The following is a 17,399-nucleotide window of genomic DNA, read 5'->3' as shown; positions in this document are numbered from 1 at the left end:
GGCTCGTGAACCGTGGCCCATCCCGGTCGGAGGCTCGACCGGGATGGGCCCGCACGCGACGGCGCCGCCGCCGTCAGGCCAGGGTGCGTACGTGCTGGTCGCGGAGCTCGTAGCGGGCCGCGAGCACGGCGAGTTCGCCCGCCGCCACCTTCCCTGCGAGGTCGGGTTCGGCCACGAGCCGTCTGCGGACGTTGCGCGCATGCGCATTGACCGTCGCGTCGATGCGGGCCTCACCCAGCTGACTGCGATCGATGGACGGCCGTATCTGATCGGCCAGATACTGGATATGAGCGGGGAGCGGCTCGCCCGACTCGTCGGCACGGACCGCGGCGGCGACCGCTCCGCACGACTGATGGGCCAGGACGAGCACGAGCGGTATGCGCAGCTCCAGAACCCCGTACGCGATGCTTCCCAGAACCGCCTCGTCCAGCACCTCGCCCGCCGACCGCACGGTCAGCAGGTCACCCAGCCCTTGGTCGAAGACCAGCTCGGGCGGAACGCGCGAATCGACGCAGCCCAGCACGATCGCGAAGGGCTGCTGTCCCTGGGCGAGCCGGCGACGCAGGGGCGCCGACTCGTGCGGGTGCTCCTGGTTCTGGGCCCGCCACCGCTGGTTGCCGGCCGCCAGTCGACGCAGGGCCTGTGCGGGGGTGGTCACGGGATCGGCGCTCTCCGGATCGCCCGAACCGGCGAAGGCCGGAAAGGCCGCGCTGAGGGTCAGTCCCGCTCCGGCGGCCGCCGCCGTGCCCGCCACCGCGGTGCGCAGCAGGGCGCGGCGGCTGTGCGGAGCAAGGGTGGTACGTATGTGCGAAGGCATGGCCGGACCGTAACTCGCTTTTTTGGTACGGGAGTTGGCCGGGCCCCCACAATGGCGGGATCCGCGCGGGGGCAGGCTTGATGGGGCCGGGATCTTCTCAGCATGCGGGCGCCGGGCGAACGGTGGGGTCACGCGGTGTCCGCCGCGCCCCCGGGCCGCGCCGCCCGGCCCGACGTGCGAGGCTTGCCCCGCACCCGGGAGGAGACCACACGATGCACACGCCGAGCCGGCCGGAAGACCTCGAACACCCCGAACTGCTGTGGGCCAGGGCGGTGACCATGGCCATGGTCGACACCGCGTGTTCCACCAGCACCGAGTTCGCCCTCGACGACGACGGCCTGTGGTGCCACTCCACCGGCGCGGGCGGCTGGTGGCGGCTGACCGTGGTGGACGAGGGACACGCGGTCTTCTGCGGCCAGGACCCCGACGGCAGCCACACCCATGTCGGCGGCGAGCAGATCGACTTCCTCGCGGGCGGCCCCGACTGGCTGCCCTGGGACCTCCTGCGCGACGACGCCGCCGGGAACCTCTTCGGCTTCGTCTACTGGTGGGAGAACGGCGCGTGGCACCGCATCCCGTACCCGGACGAGGTGCGGGAGGACGGGTTGGACGGGGCCGCGCCCTGGGTCGGCGCGGACGAGGAGGAGTTCCTCGAACTCACCGTGTCCTCCTTCGACGTCCCCTGGGCGCGCCGGCGGAGCCTGATCGATGTCGTCGCCCGGTTCGCGGCACTGGCACGGGAACGCAAGGCCGACGCGGGCGCCGTGGCGGCGCTGCTGGCGGCGGCCCATACCGAGGGCCACCCGGCGCCGCGCCTCGACGCTGCACTCGACCTCGCCACCCGCGGGGGCATCCTCTCCTAGGCCGATCGGCCGGCCGACCAGGCCGGCCAGGCCGATCAAGCCGTTCGGAGACACGGCCGACGGGCCCGCCGCACGTCACGTGCGACGGGCCCGTCGGCCGTTCCCGGTTCGTCCTCGGGTCGCTACTTGAGCCCGGCGAACGCCTTGGTGAAGGCCAGCGGCTGCTGAAGGATCGAGCTGCACGTCGCGTCGGCGTGGTTGACGGCTCCGGCCGCGCACTGCTTGTCCCGCGTGGAGGACCACATGGCCAGCCGGCCGATCCCCTTCGAGGCGGCGAACTGCACGAGCTGCGTCGCGTCCTCCACCGTGAAGATCTCGCTCGCGACATCGTTCACACCGATCATCGGCGTGACGGCCACAGCCTTCCACGCCGCCGCGTCGGACAGTCCGAGTACGCCCTTGATCTGCGCCTGCGTGGCCGTCGCGGCCTGGATCGCGTACTGCCCCATGTCCCCGCTGTACGCCGGACCGTAGTCCATCGCCATGATGTTGACGGCGTCGACCCGCACACCGTTCTTCTTGGCGTCGGCCAGCAGTGCCACGCCCGGCTGGGTCAGGCCCTCGGGCATCACGGGCAGGGTGAAGGCGACGTCCAGGCCCGGGTGGGACTTCTGCAACCGGGCGATGGCCTGGGCGCGGCGGGCGTTCGCCGCGGTGTCCGGCAGAGCGGCGCCCTCGATGTCGAAGTCGACCTTGGTGAGCCGGTACTGGTCGACGACCTTCCCGTACGCGGCGGCCAGCTCGTCCACGGTGGCGCAGTTCAGGGCCAGTTCGTGACCGGCGGCCCCGCCGAACGACACCCGGACGTCGCCGCCCTTGGCGCGCAGCGCGCCGATCTGGGCGGCGACCTTGTCGTTCGCGAGATCCGTGACCCCGCCCCACAGCGGAGCGCAGCCGCCGCCGGAGGTGATGAAGGCGAGGTGGAACTCCTTCACGCCGGTCTTCGTCGCGGTGTCGAGCAGGTCGTACGCGGGGTAGAGGGAGGTGTCCACGTACGGGGCGAAGCGCGCGCCGCCGCCCCCGGGGGCGGGGGTGGGGGTCGGGGCGGTCGCCGTGGGGGAGGGCGACCTGGTCCCGGTGGGCGCGGCGGACGTGGCGGGCGCGGTCGGGGCCGGGCTCGCCGTCACCGTGGGCCGGGCGGTGGGGCGCCCGCTGGGCTGGGCCGTGGCGCCTTGGTCCACGGAGCACTTCACCCCGTTGATCAGACACCCGGTGGGGTCGCCGAGCGTGCCGGTTCCGCTCGCGACGAAGCCGACGGTGACGGAGGCCCCTGCCGCCAACTGCCCGTTCCAGCTAGCCGGCTTCACGGTGACGCGGCGACCGGAGACCGTGTGGGTACCGTTCCAGAGCGAGTCGATCTTCGTACCCGCCGGCAGGTCGAACTGGAGGGTCCAGTCCGACTGCGCCGCGCCGGTGCTGTTGGTGATGACGTACTGGCCGGTGTAACCGCCGCTCCAGGAGCTGGACTTCGTGTAGACGGCTCCGACCGAACTCGCCTGCGCGGTCCCGGTGAAGGCGAAGGCCACCCCACCGATCACCGCGGCCGTCACGAGCGCGCCCGTGACCTTCGCCGTACGACTCGTCCTGCGCCGGTGCCCGACTGTGCTGCCCATCGCGTGCCTGCCTCTGTGTTACCGGGGAGTTGGGGATTCGGCAGCACGCTAGCCGCACCGAAACGGACATTCGTTCGTTTCGGTGCCGCCGTGATGAGTCTTAGGTTCCACTTAAGGCAGGGGAAAGCGGGGGATCAGGAAGGGGGATTGCAGGGCCCCTTGAACCTCAAGGGTGCTGGCTCCGTACGGTCCATGGTGATCCAGGGTGATCCCGCTCGTGTCGCCGCCGGTGGCTCCCCGACCGGCTCCCCGATCCTTCCCGGATGCACGATGATCCGGGTCTCGTCCGACATCCCTGGACTGCCGCCCGCCCGGCCGGCGGCGCCACGTGCGACGGGCGGGGGAGCGGAGAGTATGCGGACCCGGCTCGCCGGGCACCCGACGACGCGCGCCTGTCCGGCAAGGCCCGCAAGAGAGGGCCTGGCGCCCCCGGTGGGTCAGACGGTGTCCTGGACCGGCAGCGCCGCCACCATCGGATGGTCCTTCTCGATCAGGCCGAGCTTCGCGCTGCCGCCGGGGGTGCCGAGGTCGGTGAAGAACTCGGCGTTCGCCGCATTGAACGGCTGCCACGGCTCTGGGGTGTCGTCCTCGAAGTAGATCGCCTCGACCGGGCAGACCGGCTCGCAGGCGCCGCAGTCGATGCACTCGTCGGGGTGGATGTAGAGCATCCGCTCCCCCTCGTAGATGCAGTCGACGGGGCAGTCGTCCACACATGCCTTGTCCTTGACGTCCACGCAGGGCAGGGCGATCACAAACGTCATCGGGCTGCCGTCCTCTCCGGGTCGGTGCTGCTTGCCGCTCTGGCGTAGCCGACCGTAGGTGCTCAAGTAGACTTGAGGTCAACAGGAGGCGGTGCATGACGACTCATCAGCCCGGCGGCGCCAAGGCCGCCCCCGACGACTGGCTGGGCATCGGCGAGGTCAGCGCGCGGACCGGGGCGGCGGTGTCCGCCCTGCGGTTCTACGAGGAACTCGGCCTGATCGCGTCCGAACGCGACGAGCGCAACCAGCGCCGCTACCCCCGGCACATGCTGCGCCGGGTCGCCCTGATCTCGGTGGCGAAACGGATCGGCATCCCGCTGCAGGACCTCCGGGAGGCGTTCGTCGACGTACCGCTCGACCGACCGCCGAGCCACCAGGAGTGGCAGCGCGCCTCGCGCGGCTGGAAGCGCCGTCTGGAGGAGCGCCGGCAGACCATCGAACGACTCGAGGCCGAACTCACGGGGTGCATCGGCTGCGGCTGCCTCTCCATGAAGGCCTGCGCCCTGCTGAACCCTGGCGACGCACTCGCCGAGGACGGCGCCGGACCCCGACGCCTTTAAGGGGCGGCGGATTCGCAGGGGCTGAGGACGAGACGCCCGTCCGCGTCTTCGGCGTTGACGTGGACCAGGACGGTGCTGTCGTCCTCGAAGCGCAGCGAGCAGACCGGGTCGAGCCGCAGCAGGAGGTCGAGGCGTTCTCGCTCGGGCTCCGACATGGGGCTGCGCGGCGCGGCGATGCGCCTCCGGCCGTCGCTGAGCATCGAGACGGTGAGGGTCACGCGGAAGCTGCCCAGGCACATCGATGGATTGGCCCACCATTCGAGCGTCGCCGTGCAGTCGTAGCTGTCCATGCCGGAAGTATCGCGGAGCAGGCCCCTCTCCGTACGGGCCCGCCGCTGCCAACCTGGGCTCCACCAGGGCCCGTTGGACCCGACGTGGGGTCGTCCTGGCTTCCGGGGGACCATGCGCTGATTTCTTAGCATCAGAGGTCAACAATTGTCTCGGCCGCCACCCGGCCGACTAGAAAGGGGCGCATCGGAAACCGAACCCGGCGCCGGCAGGGGTGATGAACCCGTCGGCGGAATATGGCGAAGGTGTGATGTGCATGCGTGAGCGCAGCTGGATCCGAGCGATCGCGGTCGGATCGCTGAAGAGAATTCCGAGTGGTGGACCTCTCTCCTGATAGGCCGGTCATGCTGATACCGATGCTGTTCTCCCCGGCGCTCGCCTCGGCCGACGAATACCGATCCTTGACGTCGACCATCCGTTCCAAGGCGCAGGACGCGCAGGGATTTTTCGGCGGAGCCGGTCGCAAGGAGGGCGAAATGCCCTACCTCCCCCTCCACGTCCAACTGCGTGGTCTGTTCGTCGAGCTGTACATCGAGCTCCGCCCCCGCAATACGAGTCTTCGGATCGTCGGCTTCCGGAACATCTTCGAGAACGGCCAGGCCCCGCCGGAAGCGTACGTCCGCCACGTGCGGGACTCGGCCGCGCCGCCGGGGCTGCGCCGAACCCAAGCCCTGCCGTTCGGCGGAGGTCGGGCCGAACTGGAGACGGCCGCCGCCGTCCGGCGTTCGGGGATCCTGCTCGGGCGCCGGCCTTTGAGCGACGCGGTCGTCCGATTGCACCAGAACCGGGATCCCCGGAGCACCGCTCACGGATTGCTCGTGCTCTCGGAAATGCTCTGCGAGGCCGCCCGATATCCCGCCCTGGCCGATGCGATGTCGCGTATATGGATGACCGGCGGCCGATTGTAGGGCGCAGCCGCCGTCCGCAATTCCCGGACGTCATGGATCCGATGAATGGGGATCGTCGAAAGCAGGGCGACGCGCCATCGTTGCCTTTCCGGACGATGTTCGGCGCTCTCATGAGCGACGCCGCAGAGCCGGCTGACGACCTCGCGACAGCTGTCCGGCCAGCCGTGGTGCCCCTACGGGGTGGCCCGTCGATCCAGTGATGCCGAAGACCGTCCGGCGACGAGCCAGGCCGCGGCCTCGCCCCAAGGCTGTCCGGTTACTCCCGCAGAGCCGTTCTGCCGGCGGTCGACGATCCCCTCGATTCGGGGCAGGAGTGCGGCGCATTCGGGGGGCGAGAGCTCGCCTCAACCGTCGTCGGGGCGATCCAGGAGCGGTTCGGGCGAGGTGGATACGTCACTCCAGGGGCGCTCTCCACCGAAGCCCCGCATCCCGTCGAGATCGGAGCCCTCGGCTCGCGCCGGCTCCGGCATCTCGGCGAACCCTGCCAGGCTGTGATCGGCGTCCGCCCGGTCGCAGCGAGGCACCCGACCCGAGTGATCGCCAGGTCAGGTCCTGGCTCCCGCCTGAGTGCGGTGCGTTCCGTCGGCGGTCGTACCGCTCGCACCGGTCGGCCCGGTCGGTCCGGTCGGTGGCGTCAGCCGTGCGTGGCGTCGATGACGCAGAAGCGGTTGCCCTCGGGGTCGGCCAGCACCACGAAGTCCGGGTCCTGCGGGTAGGAATCCCAGTCGACGTGCCGCGCCCCGAGGGAGACCAGCCGCGCCACCTCGGCCGTCTGCTCCGCCGTGTCCGCCGCGTACAGGTCGAGGTGGACGCGCGGCCGTTCCTGTACGGGCGTGACGCTACGGCCGAGCGCCAGGCCCGGGCCGCCGCCCTCGGCCGGCACCAGGACGGTCCAGTCGTCGTCCACCAAGCCGTCGCGGGGTACGTACCCCAGCGCCCGGCTCCAGAAATCCGCGGCCCGCCGCACGTCCGCGGCTCCCATGACGATCGTTCCGAGGGTCAGCATGATCCGATTCTGGCAAACCCCGGCCCCCTCTAGGGTGCCGCGGCCCGTTCGATCGCGACCATCGCCGCGTCGTCGTCCAAGGTGTTGCCCGCCGCGTGCGCCAGCAGGTCCGCGCAGACACGGTCCAGCAGTGCTTGCGGGCGTAGCCCCGGCCACGCGCTCACGCGCCGCGCCAGCGGGTAGAAGGCGCCCGCCCGGTCACGTGCCTCCAGGACGCCGTCCGTGTAGAGCAGCAGGACGTCCCCCTCGGCGAAGGCGAAGGTCTGCGCGGTGACCGACGATGCCACGAGCCCGGCGAGCCCCAGCGGCGGCGCGGGCCGGTCCACCTCCAGCTGCACGGCGCCGCCGGCGCGCAGGACGAGCAGCGGTGGCGGATGGCCGCAGCTGACGAGGTGCACCACCGGCTCGCCGTCGGGAATCTCCAGAACGGCCGCGGTCACGAAGCTCTCGCCCTCGTCACCGGCGCCGTCCAGGTCCGTGGAGACCGCCGCCTCCAGGTAGTCCACCAGGCCCGGCAGCCCGGCCTCCTGGTGGGCGGAGGCCCGGAAGGCACCCAGGACGAGCGCGGCGTCCCCGACCGCCTCCAGCCCCTTGCCCCGCACATCGCCGATGATCAGCCGCGTGCCGGTGGCCGTCCGGGCAGCGGCGTACAGATCGCCGCCGATCTGGGCCTCGGCCGCGGCGGCCAGGTACACGGAGGCGACACCCAGCGGGCCGATCCGGTCGGGCAGCGGTCGCAGGACCACCTCCTGGGCGGTCTCGGCCACCGAGCGCAGCTGGGTCACCTCCTTCTCGTGCACCTCTCGCAGGTGGGCGAAGAAGGTCGCGAACACCGAGATCATCACGAGCGCGATGATCTGGAAGGTGTGGTTCAGATCGGTCAGGCTCGTACGCGTCGTCGCGACGACCACCTGGGCCAGTACGGCGATCAGACCGACGAAGGCCGTCATCCGGGGCCCCGCGAACGACGCGGTCACGGCCGGCGCGGCGGCCAGGAACGGTCCGAGGTGCACATCGGGCGGAGCGAGCACGTCGACCGTCGTCACCAGGGCGATCAGCGCGAACGGGACCGCCAACTGCGCACGGCTCACAGCGGGGGACCGGTGGTGAGGGGGGTGGGACGGTGGCCGGAGATCCATCCCTCCTGCATACACCGCCAGGCGAGCCGGATCCCCGAAGCCAGGCCGTCGCAGGCGATCCCGCCGCTCCCGCCGCGCCCACGGGTCCCGTCGGCCCCGCCGCCTTCGCGGTCTCCCGGGTCCTCCCGGTCCTACGGGCGACGGCGGGGCTTGCCGCCCTTCGCGCCCTTCGCACCCTTGGCACCGCCGGCGGCGCCGCGGGGGTTCTTGCCCGTCGGCTTGCCGGACGACGACTTCGCGCCGCCGGACTTCCGCTGCGCGCCGCCACCCGTACCCGTTTCCGGGCGCTTGCGCTTCTCCTTGGGCTGCGGCGGGGTCGGTGCGCGCCCCCGCGTGCTGTTCACGGTCCGGCCGCGGACGATCCCGATGAACTCCTCCACCAGGTCGGTGGTCTCCTCCTGCGGCCACGACAGCGCGACCCGCGAGGCGGGCGCGTCCGAGACCGGCCGGTAGGTCAGGTCCTTGCGGTGGTGCAGGCGGGCGAGCGACTGCGGGACGACGAGCACGCCCACACCCGCGGCGACCAGCTCGATCGCGTCGGCCGTCGTCTCGGGGCGCTCGATCGCAGGCTTGCCCGGCAGCTGCTCCCAGGCCAGGGTGTCGTCGAGCGGGTGGAACACGATCTCGTCGGCGAGGTCCTCGGTGGACACCTCTTCCGCCGCGGCCACGAGGTGATCCTTGGGGACCACGACCACCGTGGTCTCGGTGTAGAGGGGGATCGCGGCCAGATCGTCACGGTCGACCGGCAGCCGCACGAACCCGGCGTCGGCGCCGCCCGCCCGCAGCACACCGAACGCCTCGATCGGGGACACCGGGACCAGGGTCAGCGGGACATCGGGCAGCCGCTCGTTCCAGATACGCACCCACTTGCTGGGTGTGACCCCCGGGACATAAGCGAGCCGGAACGAATGGGGTACTTCCGAGCCTGTCACCCCGCAAGGTTACCGGTCGTGGTCGGAGGTAGCGCACACGCTCGATACTCTTGACACCATGACGTCGCACCAGAACACCCAGACGATGAAGCCCGCGACCGCGGCGAAGAAGCTGGGCGTGTACCTCGAGGCCACCCCCGCAGAGTTCCAGGAGGGTGTCGTCTCGCGCAGCGAATTGAGTGCGCTCCAGGCCGATCCGCCCCAGTGGCTGCAGGACCTGCGCGCCAACGGTCCGCACCCCCGCCCGGTGGTGGCGGCCAAGCTCGGCGTGTCCATCGCCGGCCTCGCCCGCGGCGGGGTCACCGAGCCCCTCACCACGGAGCAGATCGAAGCGCTGAAGCAGGAAGGCCCCGAGTGGCTCCAGCGTGAGCGCACCACCCAGGCCGAGGTCCGCAAGGAGACGGTCCGCATCAAGGAGAAGAACGCGGAGAAGGCCGCCAAGGCCCAAGACCAGCAGTCCTGACCTGCAGCTCCGCCGGTCCGCCAGGCCTGGCCTCCTCCGGGGAGGCCAGGCCTGACGCCTTCCCCGGCCGGCTAAGCCGCCTCCATGCCTCCGCTACGCCGCCTCCGCTACGCCGCCACGGGGGCCGGCCGGATCAGCAGGCGGCCCCGTCGCCCCCCAGCGATCGCACGGCCCGCTCCAGCCGGGCCCGCCGGGTCTCCGGGGTGAGCGCCTGCAGCAACGGCAGGACGACCTGGTAGCGCCCGGTGCGATCGAGCGCCTCGAACGCCGCTCCGGCAGCCGGGTCCGCCACGAAGGCCGCCGCGAGATCCGGTGGCACCGTCGCCGTCCGCTGTGACGCGTAGGCGTGCGTCCACCGGCCGTCCGCCTGCGCCCTGCGCACCTCGGCGAGCCCGGGTTCCCGCATCCGCCCCGCGGCGATCAGCTCCGCGACCTTGTCCACGTTCACCTGCGACCACAGGCTCTTGGCCCGGCGCGGCACGTACTTCTGCAGGTAGTACCGCTCGTCGAGGGCGCGTCGCTGCCCGGAGATCCAGCCGTAGCACAACCCGATGTCGACCAGCTCGTCATCGGTGACCGACGCGATCCCGGACTTCTTCTTCGCCAGCTTGATCCACACGCCCTCGTGGCGCGAGTGGTGCTCGGCGAGCCAGCTCTCGAACGCCTCGGCGTCCGCGAAGCCGATGATCTCCACCCCGCCCAATTCCTCCATACGCCCAGGCTATCGCCGACCGTCCGGGCCATCTCTTCCGACGTGGGCCTTCGGGTGTCGTGTTCGCGGACCGGGATCCCGTGCTCGACGGCCAGGGCGCCGCCGCCTGCCGGTGGGCTCCGCCACCCGTCCCGGACTGCCGGGAGCTCGGCGCCCGGGACCGGCTCCAACTCGTCATCGTGGCATACGAGTTGGAGCCAGTCTCGCTGTTCCGCTGAGGGGGCCCGGGCGCCGGGCACGCGCTTCAACCGGCCGCCGGCGTGCTGCCGGTGTCGTGCGGAATCGATTCCTCAGGCGGTCACGGCCTCGGGGCGGTTCTCGTCCCGCCGTCCGGCGGATGCCGTCGACCGCGAGGTGAACAGCCCGTCCAACGCCAGGGCGCCGGGACCGGTGAACACCAGCAGGAGGAAGGCCCAGCAGAACATCGCCGAGGCCTCGCCACCGTTCTGCAGCGGCCACAGCGCGCCGGGCTGGTGCACGGTGAAGTACGCGTACGCCATCGAGCCGGAGGCGACGAACGCCGCCGCTCTGGTACCGAGGCCCAGCAGGATCAGGGCGCCCGCGACGAGCTGGATGGCGGCGGCGTACCAACCGGGCCACGTGCCGGCGGCGACGGTTCCGCCGCCGTGCGCGCCGCCGAGGACCCCGAAGAGGGAGGCGGCGCCGTGCGAGGCGAAGAGCAGTCCGGTGACGATCCGGAAGAGGCCGACGGCGTAGGGCCGGGCATGGTCGAGCCGTGCGTTCATGGGGGGAGACTCCTTCGGTCGGGGACGGGTCCCGAAGTCGTGCCGACGTTCTCGAGCGTGGGCGAGCCATAGGTTAGGTAGGCCTAACCAGGCTGGCAAGCGCGAGTTCCGGCCACCCGCCCGTGGCCCCACCGAGGCGGTTCGACGCTACCCCGCGCCCGGAAGGCCGCCTCGGTGGCGCGCACGTACGTCCCCTCCCCGGCCGCGGCCGACCGTGCCTAGGTCCACATGTCCCGCGCGCGAGGGGGTTCGGCGTCCGGCCGTGTGGTTCCGGCGGCGGGTCGGCCCCGTCCGCCGGCGATCGGCCGACCCGTGGGGTCCGCTGGACGCGTGAGCATCCTCCCCGGGCGTGACTGGTGGACCGGGCTCCCGCCCGCGGCGGGCGCCGCCGTCATGGCCACCGGCATCATCTCCGTCGGCCTGCACCTGACCGGGCACGAGGCGGTGTCGCTGGTCGCACTGGTCGTCGCCGGGGCGCTGTGGCTCGTACTCGCCGCAGACTTCACCGCCCGGCTGCTCGGCGACCGCGGGCGCTTCCGCGCCGAGGCGGACACCCCGGCCGCGCTGACGGCCGTCGCCGCCACCACCGTCATCGGGGCCCGGTTCTCGCAGCAGGGGTGGCAGACGGCGGCCGCCGTGCTGCTCGTACTGGCGACGGTGCTCTGGCCCTGGCTGCTGTTCAACGTCCTACGACACTGGCGGCGGCGCATGCCGGGAGCGGCTTTCCTCGGCTGCGTGGCGACCCAGGGACTCTCCCTCCTCGCCGCGTCCCTCGCCGACGCCGAACACCTGACCCCGCTCGCCCGGGCGGCGATGGCCGGCTTCTGCCTCGGCCTGCTGCTCTACGTTGCCGCCCTCTTCCGCTTCGACCTGCGCGAGGTGGTGGGCGGGGCGGGTGACCACTGGGTGGCGGGCGGCGCGCTCTCCCTCTGCGCCCTGGCCGGATCCAAACTCACGGCATCACCCGTATGGACCGGTTCCGCGCACAGCACCCTGCGTACCGTCACCCTGGTCCTGCTCGCCCTGTCCCTCGTCTGGTACGTCGTGCTCCTCGCCGCGGAACTGCGTCACCCGCGGCCGCGCTACGACATCCGGCGCTGGGCCACCGTCTTCCCGCTCGGCATGACGGCCACCGCCTGCCTGTCCGTGGCGGAACCGGCCGGTATCGCCTGGCTGCGCCCGCTGGGCGAGGTACTGCTCTGGATCGCCGTGGGGGCCTGGCTGCTGACCTTCGCCGCGCTGGTCGCCTCGCACCTCACCGCCGGCAGCGGGGCTCGCCGCCGATGAGGCCCACGTCCCCGTCCCACAGCCCAAGCCCCGCACGCCCTTCCGGCCGTGTGGCGACGGCGCCGGCTCATCAGTAGGGTCCGGACATGGCGTACACATTCCAGGTGACCATCGACTCGACCGACCCGCACAGGCTCGCCGACTGGTGGGCCGAGGCCCTCGGCTGGGAAGTGGAGCCGAGCGACGAGCAGTTCATCCGGGGCCTGATCGAGGCGGGCCACGCGAGCGAGGACGACACCAAGACCCACCGGGGCACCCTCGTCTGGAAGGCGGGCGCCGCGATCCGCCACCCGGAGGGGCTGGAGCGCGCGCCGCGCGTCCTGTTCCAATTCGTCCCCGAGCCCAAAACGGTCAAGAACCGGGCCCACTTCGACGTCCGGACCGGCTCCGACGACCCGAAGGCGGTGGTCGAACGCCTCATCGCCAAGGGCGCCACGCACCTCCACGAGGGCAACCAGGGCCCCAGCGTGTGGACGACCCTCGCCGACCCCGAGGGCAATGAGCTCTGCGTCTCCCATTAGGCGTTCCGGACAGTGTGGGCGCAGCCGACAGATCCGAAAGAGACGACCCAGGGGTGTCCGTGAAAGTGATCCTCTTCGGCGCGACCGGCATGCTCGGCCGGGGCGTCCTGCGTGAATGCCTGCGGGACGACGCGGTCGAGAGCGTCCTCGCCGTCGGACGCACGCCGCTCGGCGTCAGCCACCCCAAGCTGCGCGAGTCCGTCCAGGGCGATCCGTCCGACCTGGCCGCCGCCGGGATCGACCCGACCGCGTACGACGCCTGCTTCTTCTGCCTCGGGGTCTCCTCCGTGGGCATGAAGGAGGAGGCGTACCGGCACGTCACCTACGACCTGACGCTGGCCGTGGCCCGGCCGCTGGCCGCGGCCAATCCGGGCATGACCTTCGTCTACGTCTCCGGGGAGGGCACCGACAGCACCGAGCAGGGTCGCTCCATGTGGGCCCGGGTCAAGGGCAGGACCGAGAACGACCTGCTGGAACTCCCGTTCCGCGCCTACATGTTCCGCCCCGGGATCGTCCAGCCGGTGCGCGGCGTGCCCTCCAAGGCCCGCATCTCCCGGATGTTCTACGCCGTGCTCGGACCACTGGTCCCCCTCGTGCGGCGGGTCGCGCCGAACCTCGTCATCACCTCCGAGACCTTCGGCCGTGCCATGATCGCGGTCGCCACCCCCGGCACCGAGGTACCCGGCCACATCCTGCGGCCGGCCGACATCAACCGCCTGGGCGGTGCGCCGACCAGGCATAATTGACTACCGGGCACACCCTCCCGCACGTGAGAATGAACCATCTCGAACCGGGAGGACCCCATGAGCCAGGAGACCCTGACTCTGCATGACCTGATGCCCGCACAGGCGCTGGCGGAGTCGATCGAAGCCGGGTACGTGACCCGCAAGTCGCACCCCGAACTGCCGCTGTCCATCTACACCTACACACGGACGGCCCAGTACGAACGCGTCTGGAACGACGTCACGACCCGCTGTCGCGGACTCGTCGCCGACGACGCCACCGGCGCCGTCGTCGCACTGCCGCTGCCGAAGTTCTTCAACGTCGGCGAGCACGAGTCGGGTCAGCCGTACGCCCCCGCCCTCCCGGACGAGCCGTTCGCGGTCTACGACAAGGTCGACGGCAGCCTCGCCGTCGTCTTCCACTACGCGGGCCGCTGGCGGGTCGCCTCCAAGGGCTCCTTCATCAGCGCCCAGGCGACCTGGGCGCAGCGCACGCTCGACGGCCGGGACACCGGGGCCCTGCGCCCCGGCACCACCTACCTCGCCGAGATCCTGTACCCGCAGAACCGCATCGTCGTCGACTACGGCGACCGCCGGGACCTCGTCCTCCTCGCGGCCTTCGGGCCGGACGGCACGGAGGTTCCGCTCACCGAGGCCGCGCCACACTGGGAGGGGATCGGCTCCGTCGTCACGGTGTGGCCCGCCATGCCCCTCGACGAGCTGATCGCGCTGGCCGAGTCCAACACCCTGCCCGGCGGCGCCTCGGCGACCGGTACCCAGGCGGAGGGCTTCGTGCTGCGGTTCGCCTCGGGTGTGCGCGCGAAGGCCAAGCTGGCCGAGTACGTACGGCTCCACCGGGTGCTCACCAAGGCCACCGAGCGGGACATCTGGCGCGCCCACGGCATCCAGCGGTTCGCCGGCCTGCCCCTCAAGCAGCTCGCCCAGGGCCTCGGCACCACGGCGTCCGAGATCGAGGCCTCGGGCGGCAAGCCGCTCGACGCGCTGCTCGACCAGGTGCCCGACGAGTTCGACGCGTGGGTGCGCGAGGTGATCGAGCGGTTGGAGTCCGAAGCGGCGCTGCGGGAGCGTGCCATCGGCGAGGCGTACGCGGGACTCGCGCACCTGGCGGCCGACCGGGGAGCCTTCGCCCGTGCCGTGAAGGCCCTGCCCGAACGCGAGATCCGGGCGGCGATGTTCCTGCGTCTGGACGGCCGATCCACGGAACTGGCCGTCTGGCGCAACGTGCGGCCCGAGACGTCCGACCCCTACACGAACGACGAGGAGAACTGACCCGTGTCCGAAGAGACACTCACGAACACGGACGCGAACCCCGGCGCGACCCCGACCGCCGAGGCCACGTCGGACGAGACCGCGACCCCGGTCGCCGTCGAGGAGCCCCGGCTGCCCGTCGTGCATGTCATGACGGGACTGCCGGCCTCCGGCAAGACGACCGCCGCGCGCGCCCTGCAGGCCGAGGCCGGTGGCCGCATGCGCCGCGTCAACCTCGACGACCTGCGCCTCATGCTCGACCTCCCGGACCCCGCGCGGGGCCGCAGCTTCAGGCACGAGCAGACCGTACTGGCCGTGCAGGACGCGGCGGTCCGCGCCGCGGTCGACGGCGGGTTCGACGTGGTCGTCGACAACACCCACCTGACCAAGAACATCCCCAAGCGTCTCAAGGCGGCCGTCGGCGGTCTCGCGACCTTCGTCGTGCACGACTTCACCGACGTCCCGCTGGAGGAGTGCCTGCGCCGGGACGCCGCGCGCGAGCGCCAGGTCGGCGAGGAGATCATCCGCGTCCTGGCCGAGAAGCACGAGAAGGCGCGACGGGGAGGCTGGCGGCTGACGTCGCAGTGGATGAACGGCGGATCGGGCGGGATGGCCGCGCCACCCGTGACGGAGTACATCCCCGACCCGGCCCTGCCGGCGGCGGTGATGTGCGACATCGACGGCACGCTCGCGCTGACCGGCGACCGGGGCCCGTACGACTTCTCGCGCTGCGAGCTCGACCTGCTCAACGAGTCGGTACGGCACGCTCTCGACGCCTTCCGGCGCGCCGACGGCGACGTCATCGTGCTGCTGTCGGGGCGTGGCGAGGAGCACCGCCCGCAGACCGAGTCGTGGCTGCGGCGCCACGAGGTGCCCTACGACGAGCTGTGGATGCGCGCGGCGGGCGACACACGCCGCGACGACGTGGTGAAGGCGGAGCTGTTCGACACGCATGTGCGCCACCGGTACGCGGTCCGGGTCTCGCTCGACGACCGGGACCGGGTGGTCGCGATCTGGCGCCGGATGGGCCTGCCCACCTGGCAGGTCAACTACGGCGACTTCTGAGGACCGGGCCACCATGGACACGGCGGACGCCACCGATGCCGGCGACGCCACCGACGCCGAGCGGCACGTGCTGATCGTGGACGGCGCGAACGTTGTCGGCTCGGTGCCGGACGGCTGGTGGCGGGACCGGCGGGGCGCGGCCGTGCGGCTGCGTGATCTGCTGGCCGGCCGGGGCGGGGACGAGGAGATCGTCCTCGTCGTCGAAGGCGCCGCCCGGGGCGTCGAGTCCGTTCCCGGCGTACGGGTGGACTCGGCGCCCGGGAGCGGTGACGACCGGATCGTGGAACTGGCCGCCACGTACGCGGAGCGTGGCTGTGTCGTCGTCACGGCCGACCGTGAACTACGGGCACGGGTCCGGGCGTACGGCGTGGAGTGCGTGGGGCCGCGTGCCGTACGCCCGGTGGACTGACTGCCGGTCGGACCGGGTCAGCGGCAGTACTTCACCTCGGAGAGGTTCTTGACGTAGCGGGCGGAGACCCAGCGCTCCTTGTCGTAAGCGCGCTTGGACATCGAGGTTGCGGGCTCCCAGCTGCTGTTCCGGTCGGCCAGGCGGTACCAGATGCGGTTGCCGTCGACGTTGTCACCGTACTTCTTGCACTCGATGTCGACCTTGCTGTTCGGGTACACGTGGCCCAGGGACTGCGAGCGGGTGCTCGGCTTGCTGCGGACCGTCAGCGGGCCCTTGGACACGACCTTGCCGGTGACGTACCGCTCGGGGTAGACACCGGGCTCCGCGGACCCTCCGCCGACGACGATCTCCCGCGGCGGCTGGTTCTCCGGACCGTCGTCGGCGACGGCGGCGCCCGCTCCGACCAGACCGAGAACCAGGCTGCCGGTGGCGAGAGCGAGGGTGGTTCTGGTGGGCTTCAGCATGAGCCGGCTCCTCTACGAAGACATCCACCCGGCCGCGACGCGCGGCGCGGGGCGACAACCAGGCGGCTGCCAGGGACGACTATGACGAGGCCGAGGCGCGTAGCCCCGGTGGCTCACCGCCCTTTAACCCGATATGACCAATTTGCCCCATGGGGGTGCGTGGCCGTGCCCGCCCCCGAACGGGCACGGCCGCGCAGCGGGGCCCCGGGGGGACTGGGCCGACGCCGACCGATGGGCCGGCGGAAGAGAATCTACGGCCCGACCACCTGAACCGCGCCCATCCAGGGGATGAGGCCGGTCTACCGCCAAGGGGGGCGACGCCGTACAACCTGAGTGGTACTCAAGGAGATTGAGGCCTGCCGAGCACCCGTCCGGTGGCGACCCGATGCACGCCGGTATGCGCCCGCATGCCCTGATCGCGCGGCCCGGGGTGCGCGCGCCGGCGGCCCGCGCGAGAGTGGGTGCCATGGGAATCGATGACTACGGCGGCGGCGCCGGCGCACACGAGAGCGGCGTCCTCGTCGTGACGACCAACGACGTCCCCGGCTACCGGGTCGAGCGCGTCATCGGCGAGGTCTTCGGCCTCACCGTCCGCTCCCGCCATCTGGGCAGCCAGATCGGCGCAGGCTTGAAGTCGATGATCGGCGGCGAGCTCAAGGGGCTCACCAAGACCCTGGTGGAGACCCGGAACCAGGCCATGGACCGACTCATCGAACAGGCGAAGGCGCGCGGCGGCAACGCCGTGCTGATGATGCGCTTCGACGTCACCGACGCGCAGGACGTCGGGACCGAGGTGTGCGCGTACGGCACGGCCGTCGTCCTCGTCCCCGCCTCCACCTGACCCGCACCTGACC

Annotated in this window: 22 protein-coding genes; 12 read left to right on the top strand and 10 right to left on the bottom strand. The window is 71.7% G+C overall.

Annotated features, from left to right (window positions below):
* Window positions 1-73: 73 nt before the first annotated feature.
* Window positions 74-817, bottom strand: coding sequence for a carbonic anhydrase (locus BCL76_RS13460; RefSeq protein WP_109779706.1), 744 nt, complete (start codon window positions 815-817; stop codon window positions 74-76).
* A 212-nt stretch (window positions 818-1,029) separates the two neighbouring features.
* On the opposite strand from BCL76_RS13460, the gene BCL76_RS13455 reads away from it, so the two are divergent.
* A complete protein-coding gene (locus BCL76_RS13455; RefSeq protein WP_109779705.1) occupies window positions 1,030-1,680 on the top strand; it encodes a hypothetical protein in 651 nt (216 codons plus the stop codon).
* 122 nt (window positions 1,681-1,802) lie between these two features.
* Here the strand turns inward: BCL76_RS13455 and BCL76_RS13450 are convergent, their stop codons facing one another.
* A complete protein-coding gene (locus BCL76_RS13450; protein WP_109779704.1) occupies window positions 1,803-3,293 on the bottom strand; it encodes a cellulose binding domain-containing protein in 1,491 nt (496 codons plus the stop codon).
* 437 nt (window positions 3,294-3,730) lie between these two features.
* A complete protein-coding gene (fdxA, locus tag BCL76_RS13445) occupies window positions 3,731-4,054 on the bottom strand; it encodes a ferredoxin (protein WP_109779703.1) in 324 nt (107 codons plus the stop codon).
* 95 nt (window positions 4,055-4,149) lie between these two features.
* Between fdxA and soxR the strand changes: the two genes are divergently transcribed.
* Complete coding sequence (gene soxR, locus BCL76_RS13440) at window positions 4,150-4,614, top strand: redox-sensitive transcriptional activator SoxR (protein WP_109779702.1); 465 nt, start codon at window positions 4,150-4,152, stop codon at window positions 4,612-4,614.
* On the opposite strand, the gene BCL76_RS13435 is transcribed toward soxR, so the two are convergent.
* A complete protein-coding gene (locus BCL76_RS13435) occupies window positions 4,611-4,904 on the bottom strand; it encodes a hypothetical protein (RefSeq protein WP_109779701.1) in 294 nt (97 codons plus the stop codon). The genes soxR and BCL76_RS13435 overlap by 4 nt on opposite strands.
* Before the next feature lie 354 nt (window positions 4,905-5,258).
* Here BCL76_RS13435 and BCL76_RS13430 point away from each other — a divergent pair, with 354 nt between their 5' ends.
* The gene (locus BCL76_RS13430; protein ID WP_258309614.1) at window positions 5,259-5,810 is read left to right on the top strand and encodes a ribosome-inactivating family protein; all 552 of its coding nucleotides are present in this window, start codon (window positions 5,259-5,261) and stop codon (window positions 5,808-5,810) included.
* Window positions 5,811-6,444: 634 nt separating this feature from the next.
* Here BCL76_RS13430 and BCL76_RS13420 read toward each other — a convergent pair.
* From BCL76_RS13420 to BCL76_RS13410, 3 genes are all read right to left on the bottom strand, one after another.
* Complete coding sequence (locus BCL76_RS13420) at window positions 6,445-6,816, bottom strand: VOC family protein (RefSeq protein ID WP_109779699.1); 372 nt, start codon at window positions 6,814-6,816, stop codon at window positions 6,445-6,447.
* Between the two features lie 29 nt (window positions 6,817-6,845).
* On the bottom strand, window positions 6,846-7,955 hold the full coding sequence (locus tag BCL76_RS13415; protein ID WP_109779698.1) for a PP2C family protein-serine/threonine phosphatase: 1,110 nt from the start codon (window positions 7,953-7,955) through the stop codon (window positions 6,846-6,848).
* A 131-nt stretch (window positions 7,956-8,086) separates the two neighbouring features.
* Window positions 8,087-8,887, bottom strand: coding sequence for a LysR substrate-binding domain-containing protein (locus BCL76_RS13410; protein ID WP_109779697.1), 801 nt, complete (start codon window positions 8,885-8,887; stop codon window positions 8,087-8,089).
* 58 nt (window positions 8,888-8,945) lie between these two features.
* Between BCL76_RS13410 and BCL76_RS13405 the strand changes: the two genes are divergently transcribed.
* Window positions 8,946-9,350, top strand: a complete 405-nt coding sequence (locus BCL76_RS13405; protein ID WP_109779696.1) for a DUF5997 family protein — start codon at window positions 8,946-8,948, stop codon at window positions 9,348-9,350.
* Window positions 9,351-9,483: 133 nt separating this feature from the next.
* Here the strand turns inward: BCL76_RS13405 and BCL76_RS13400 are convergent, their stop codons facing one another.
* Window positions 9,484-10,062 (bottom strand): YdeI/OmpD-associated family protein, encoded by a 579-nt coding sequence (locus BCL76_RS13400; protein WP_109779695.1) that lies wholly within the window; start codon window positions 10,060-10,062, stop codon window positions 9,484-9,486.
* A gap of 59 nt (window positions 10,063-10,121) precedes the next feature.
* On the opposite strand from BCL76_RS13400, the gene BCL76_RS38930 reads away from it, so the two are divergent.
* Window positions 10,122-10,280: a hypothetical protein gene (locus BCL76_RS38930; protein ID WP_181382537.1), complete on the top strand. Its 159-nt coding sequence runs from the start codon at window positions 10,122-10,124 to the stop codon at window positions 10,278-10,280.
* 72 nt (window positions 10,281-10,352) lie between these two features.
* Here the strand turns inward: BCL76_RS38930 and BCL76_RS13395 are convergent, their stop codons facing one another.
* On the bottom strand, window positions 10,353-10,808 hold the full coding sequence (locus BCL76_RS13395; RefSeq protein WP_109779694.1) for a DoxX family protein: 456 nt from the start codon (window positions 10,806-10,808) through the stop codon (window positions 10,353-10,355).
* A gap of 330 nt (window positions 10,809-11,138) precedes the next feature.
* Here BCL76_RS13395 and BCL76_RS13390 point away from each other — a divergent pair, with 330 nt between their 5' ends.
* The 6 genes from BCL76_RS13390 to BCL76_RS13365 all read left to right on the top strand — a co-directional run bounded on the left by BCL76_RS13390 (window position 11,139) and on the right by BCL76_RS13365 (window position 16,081).
* Window positions 11,139-12,095, top strand: coding sequence for a tellurite resistance/C4-dicarboxylate transporter family protein (locus BCL76_RS13390; protein ID WP_258309613.1), 957 nt, complete (start codon window positions 11,139-11,141; stop codon window positions 12,093-12,095).
* Between the two features lie 86 nt (window positions 12,096-12,181).
* On the top strand, window positions 12,182-12,616 hold the full coding sequence (locus BCL76_RS13385) for a VOC family protein (protein ID WP_109779692.1): 435 nt from the start codon (window positions 12,182-12,184) through the stop codon (window positions 12,614-12,616).
* A gap of 53 nt (window positions 12,617-12,669) precedes the next feature.
* Complete coding sequence (locus BCL76_RS13380) at window positions 12,670-13,362, top strand: epimerase (protein ID WP_258309611.1); 693 nt, start codon at window positions 12,670-12,672, stop codon at window positions 13,360-13,362.
* 57 nt (window positions 13,363-13,419) lie between these two features.
* On the top strand, window positions 13,420-14,628 hold the full coding sequence (locus BCL76_RS13375; protein WP_109779691.1) for an RNA ligase: 1,209 nt from the start codon (window positions 13,420-13,422) through the stop codon (window positions 14,626-14,628).
* 3 nt (window positions 14,629-14,631) lie between these two features.
* Window positions 14,632-15,672, top strand: coding sequence for a phosphatase domain-containing protein (locus tag BCL76_RS13370; RefSeq protein ID WP_258309610.1), 1,041 nt, complete (start codon window positions 14,632-14,634; stop codon window positions 15,670-15,672).
* A 13-nt stretch (window positions 15,673-15,685) separates the two neighbouring features.
* Entirely contained in the window at window positions 15,686-16,081 is a 396-nt protein-coding gene (locus BCL76_RS13365; RefSeq protein ID WP_109779690.1) for an NTP pyrophosphohydrolase, read from the top strand.
* A 17-nt stretch (window positions 16,082-16,098) separates the two neighbouring features.
* Here BCL76_RS13365 and BCL76_RS13360 read toward each other — a convergent pair whose 3' ends face one another.
* Window positions 16,099-16,545, bottom strand: coding sequence for an SH3 domain-containing protein (locus BCL76_RS13360; protein WP_109779689.1), 447 nt, complete (start codon window positions 16,543-16,545; stop codon window positions 16,099-16,101).
* A gap of 466 nt (window positions 16,546-17,011) precedes the next feature.
* On the opposite strand from BCL76_RS13360, the gene BCL76_RS13355 reads away from it, so the two are divergent.
* On the top strand, window positions 17,012-17,386 hold the full coding sequence (locus tag BCL76_RS13355) for a YbjQ family protein (protein ID WP_030717675.1): 375 nt from the start codon (window positions 17,012-17,014) through the stop codon (window positions 17,384-17,386).
* Window positions 17,387-17,399 lie beyond the last annotated feature (13 nt).

This window comes from Streptomyces sp. CG 926, assembly GCF_003148825.1.
Taxonomy (GTDB): Bacteria; Actinomycetota; Actinomycetes; order Streptomycetales; family Streptomycetaceae; genus Streptomyces.
Note: the sequence above shows the minus strand (reverse complement) of the source record. Positions and strands in the feature narration are given on the sequence as shown.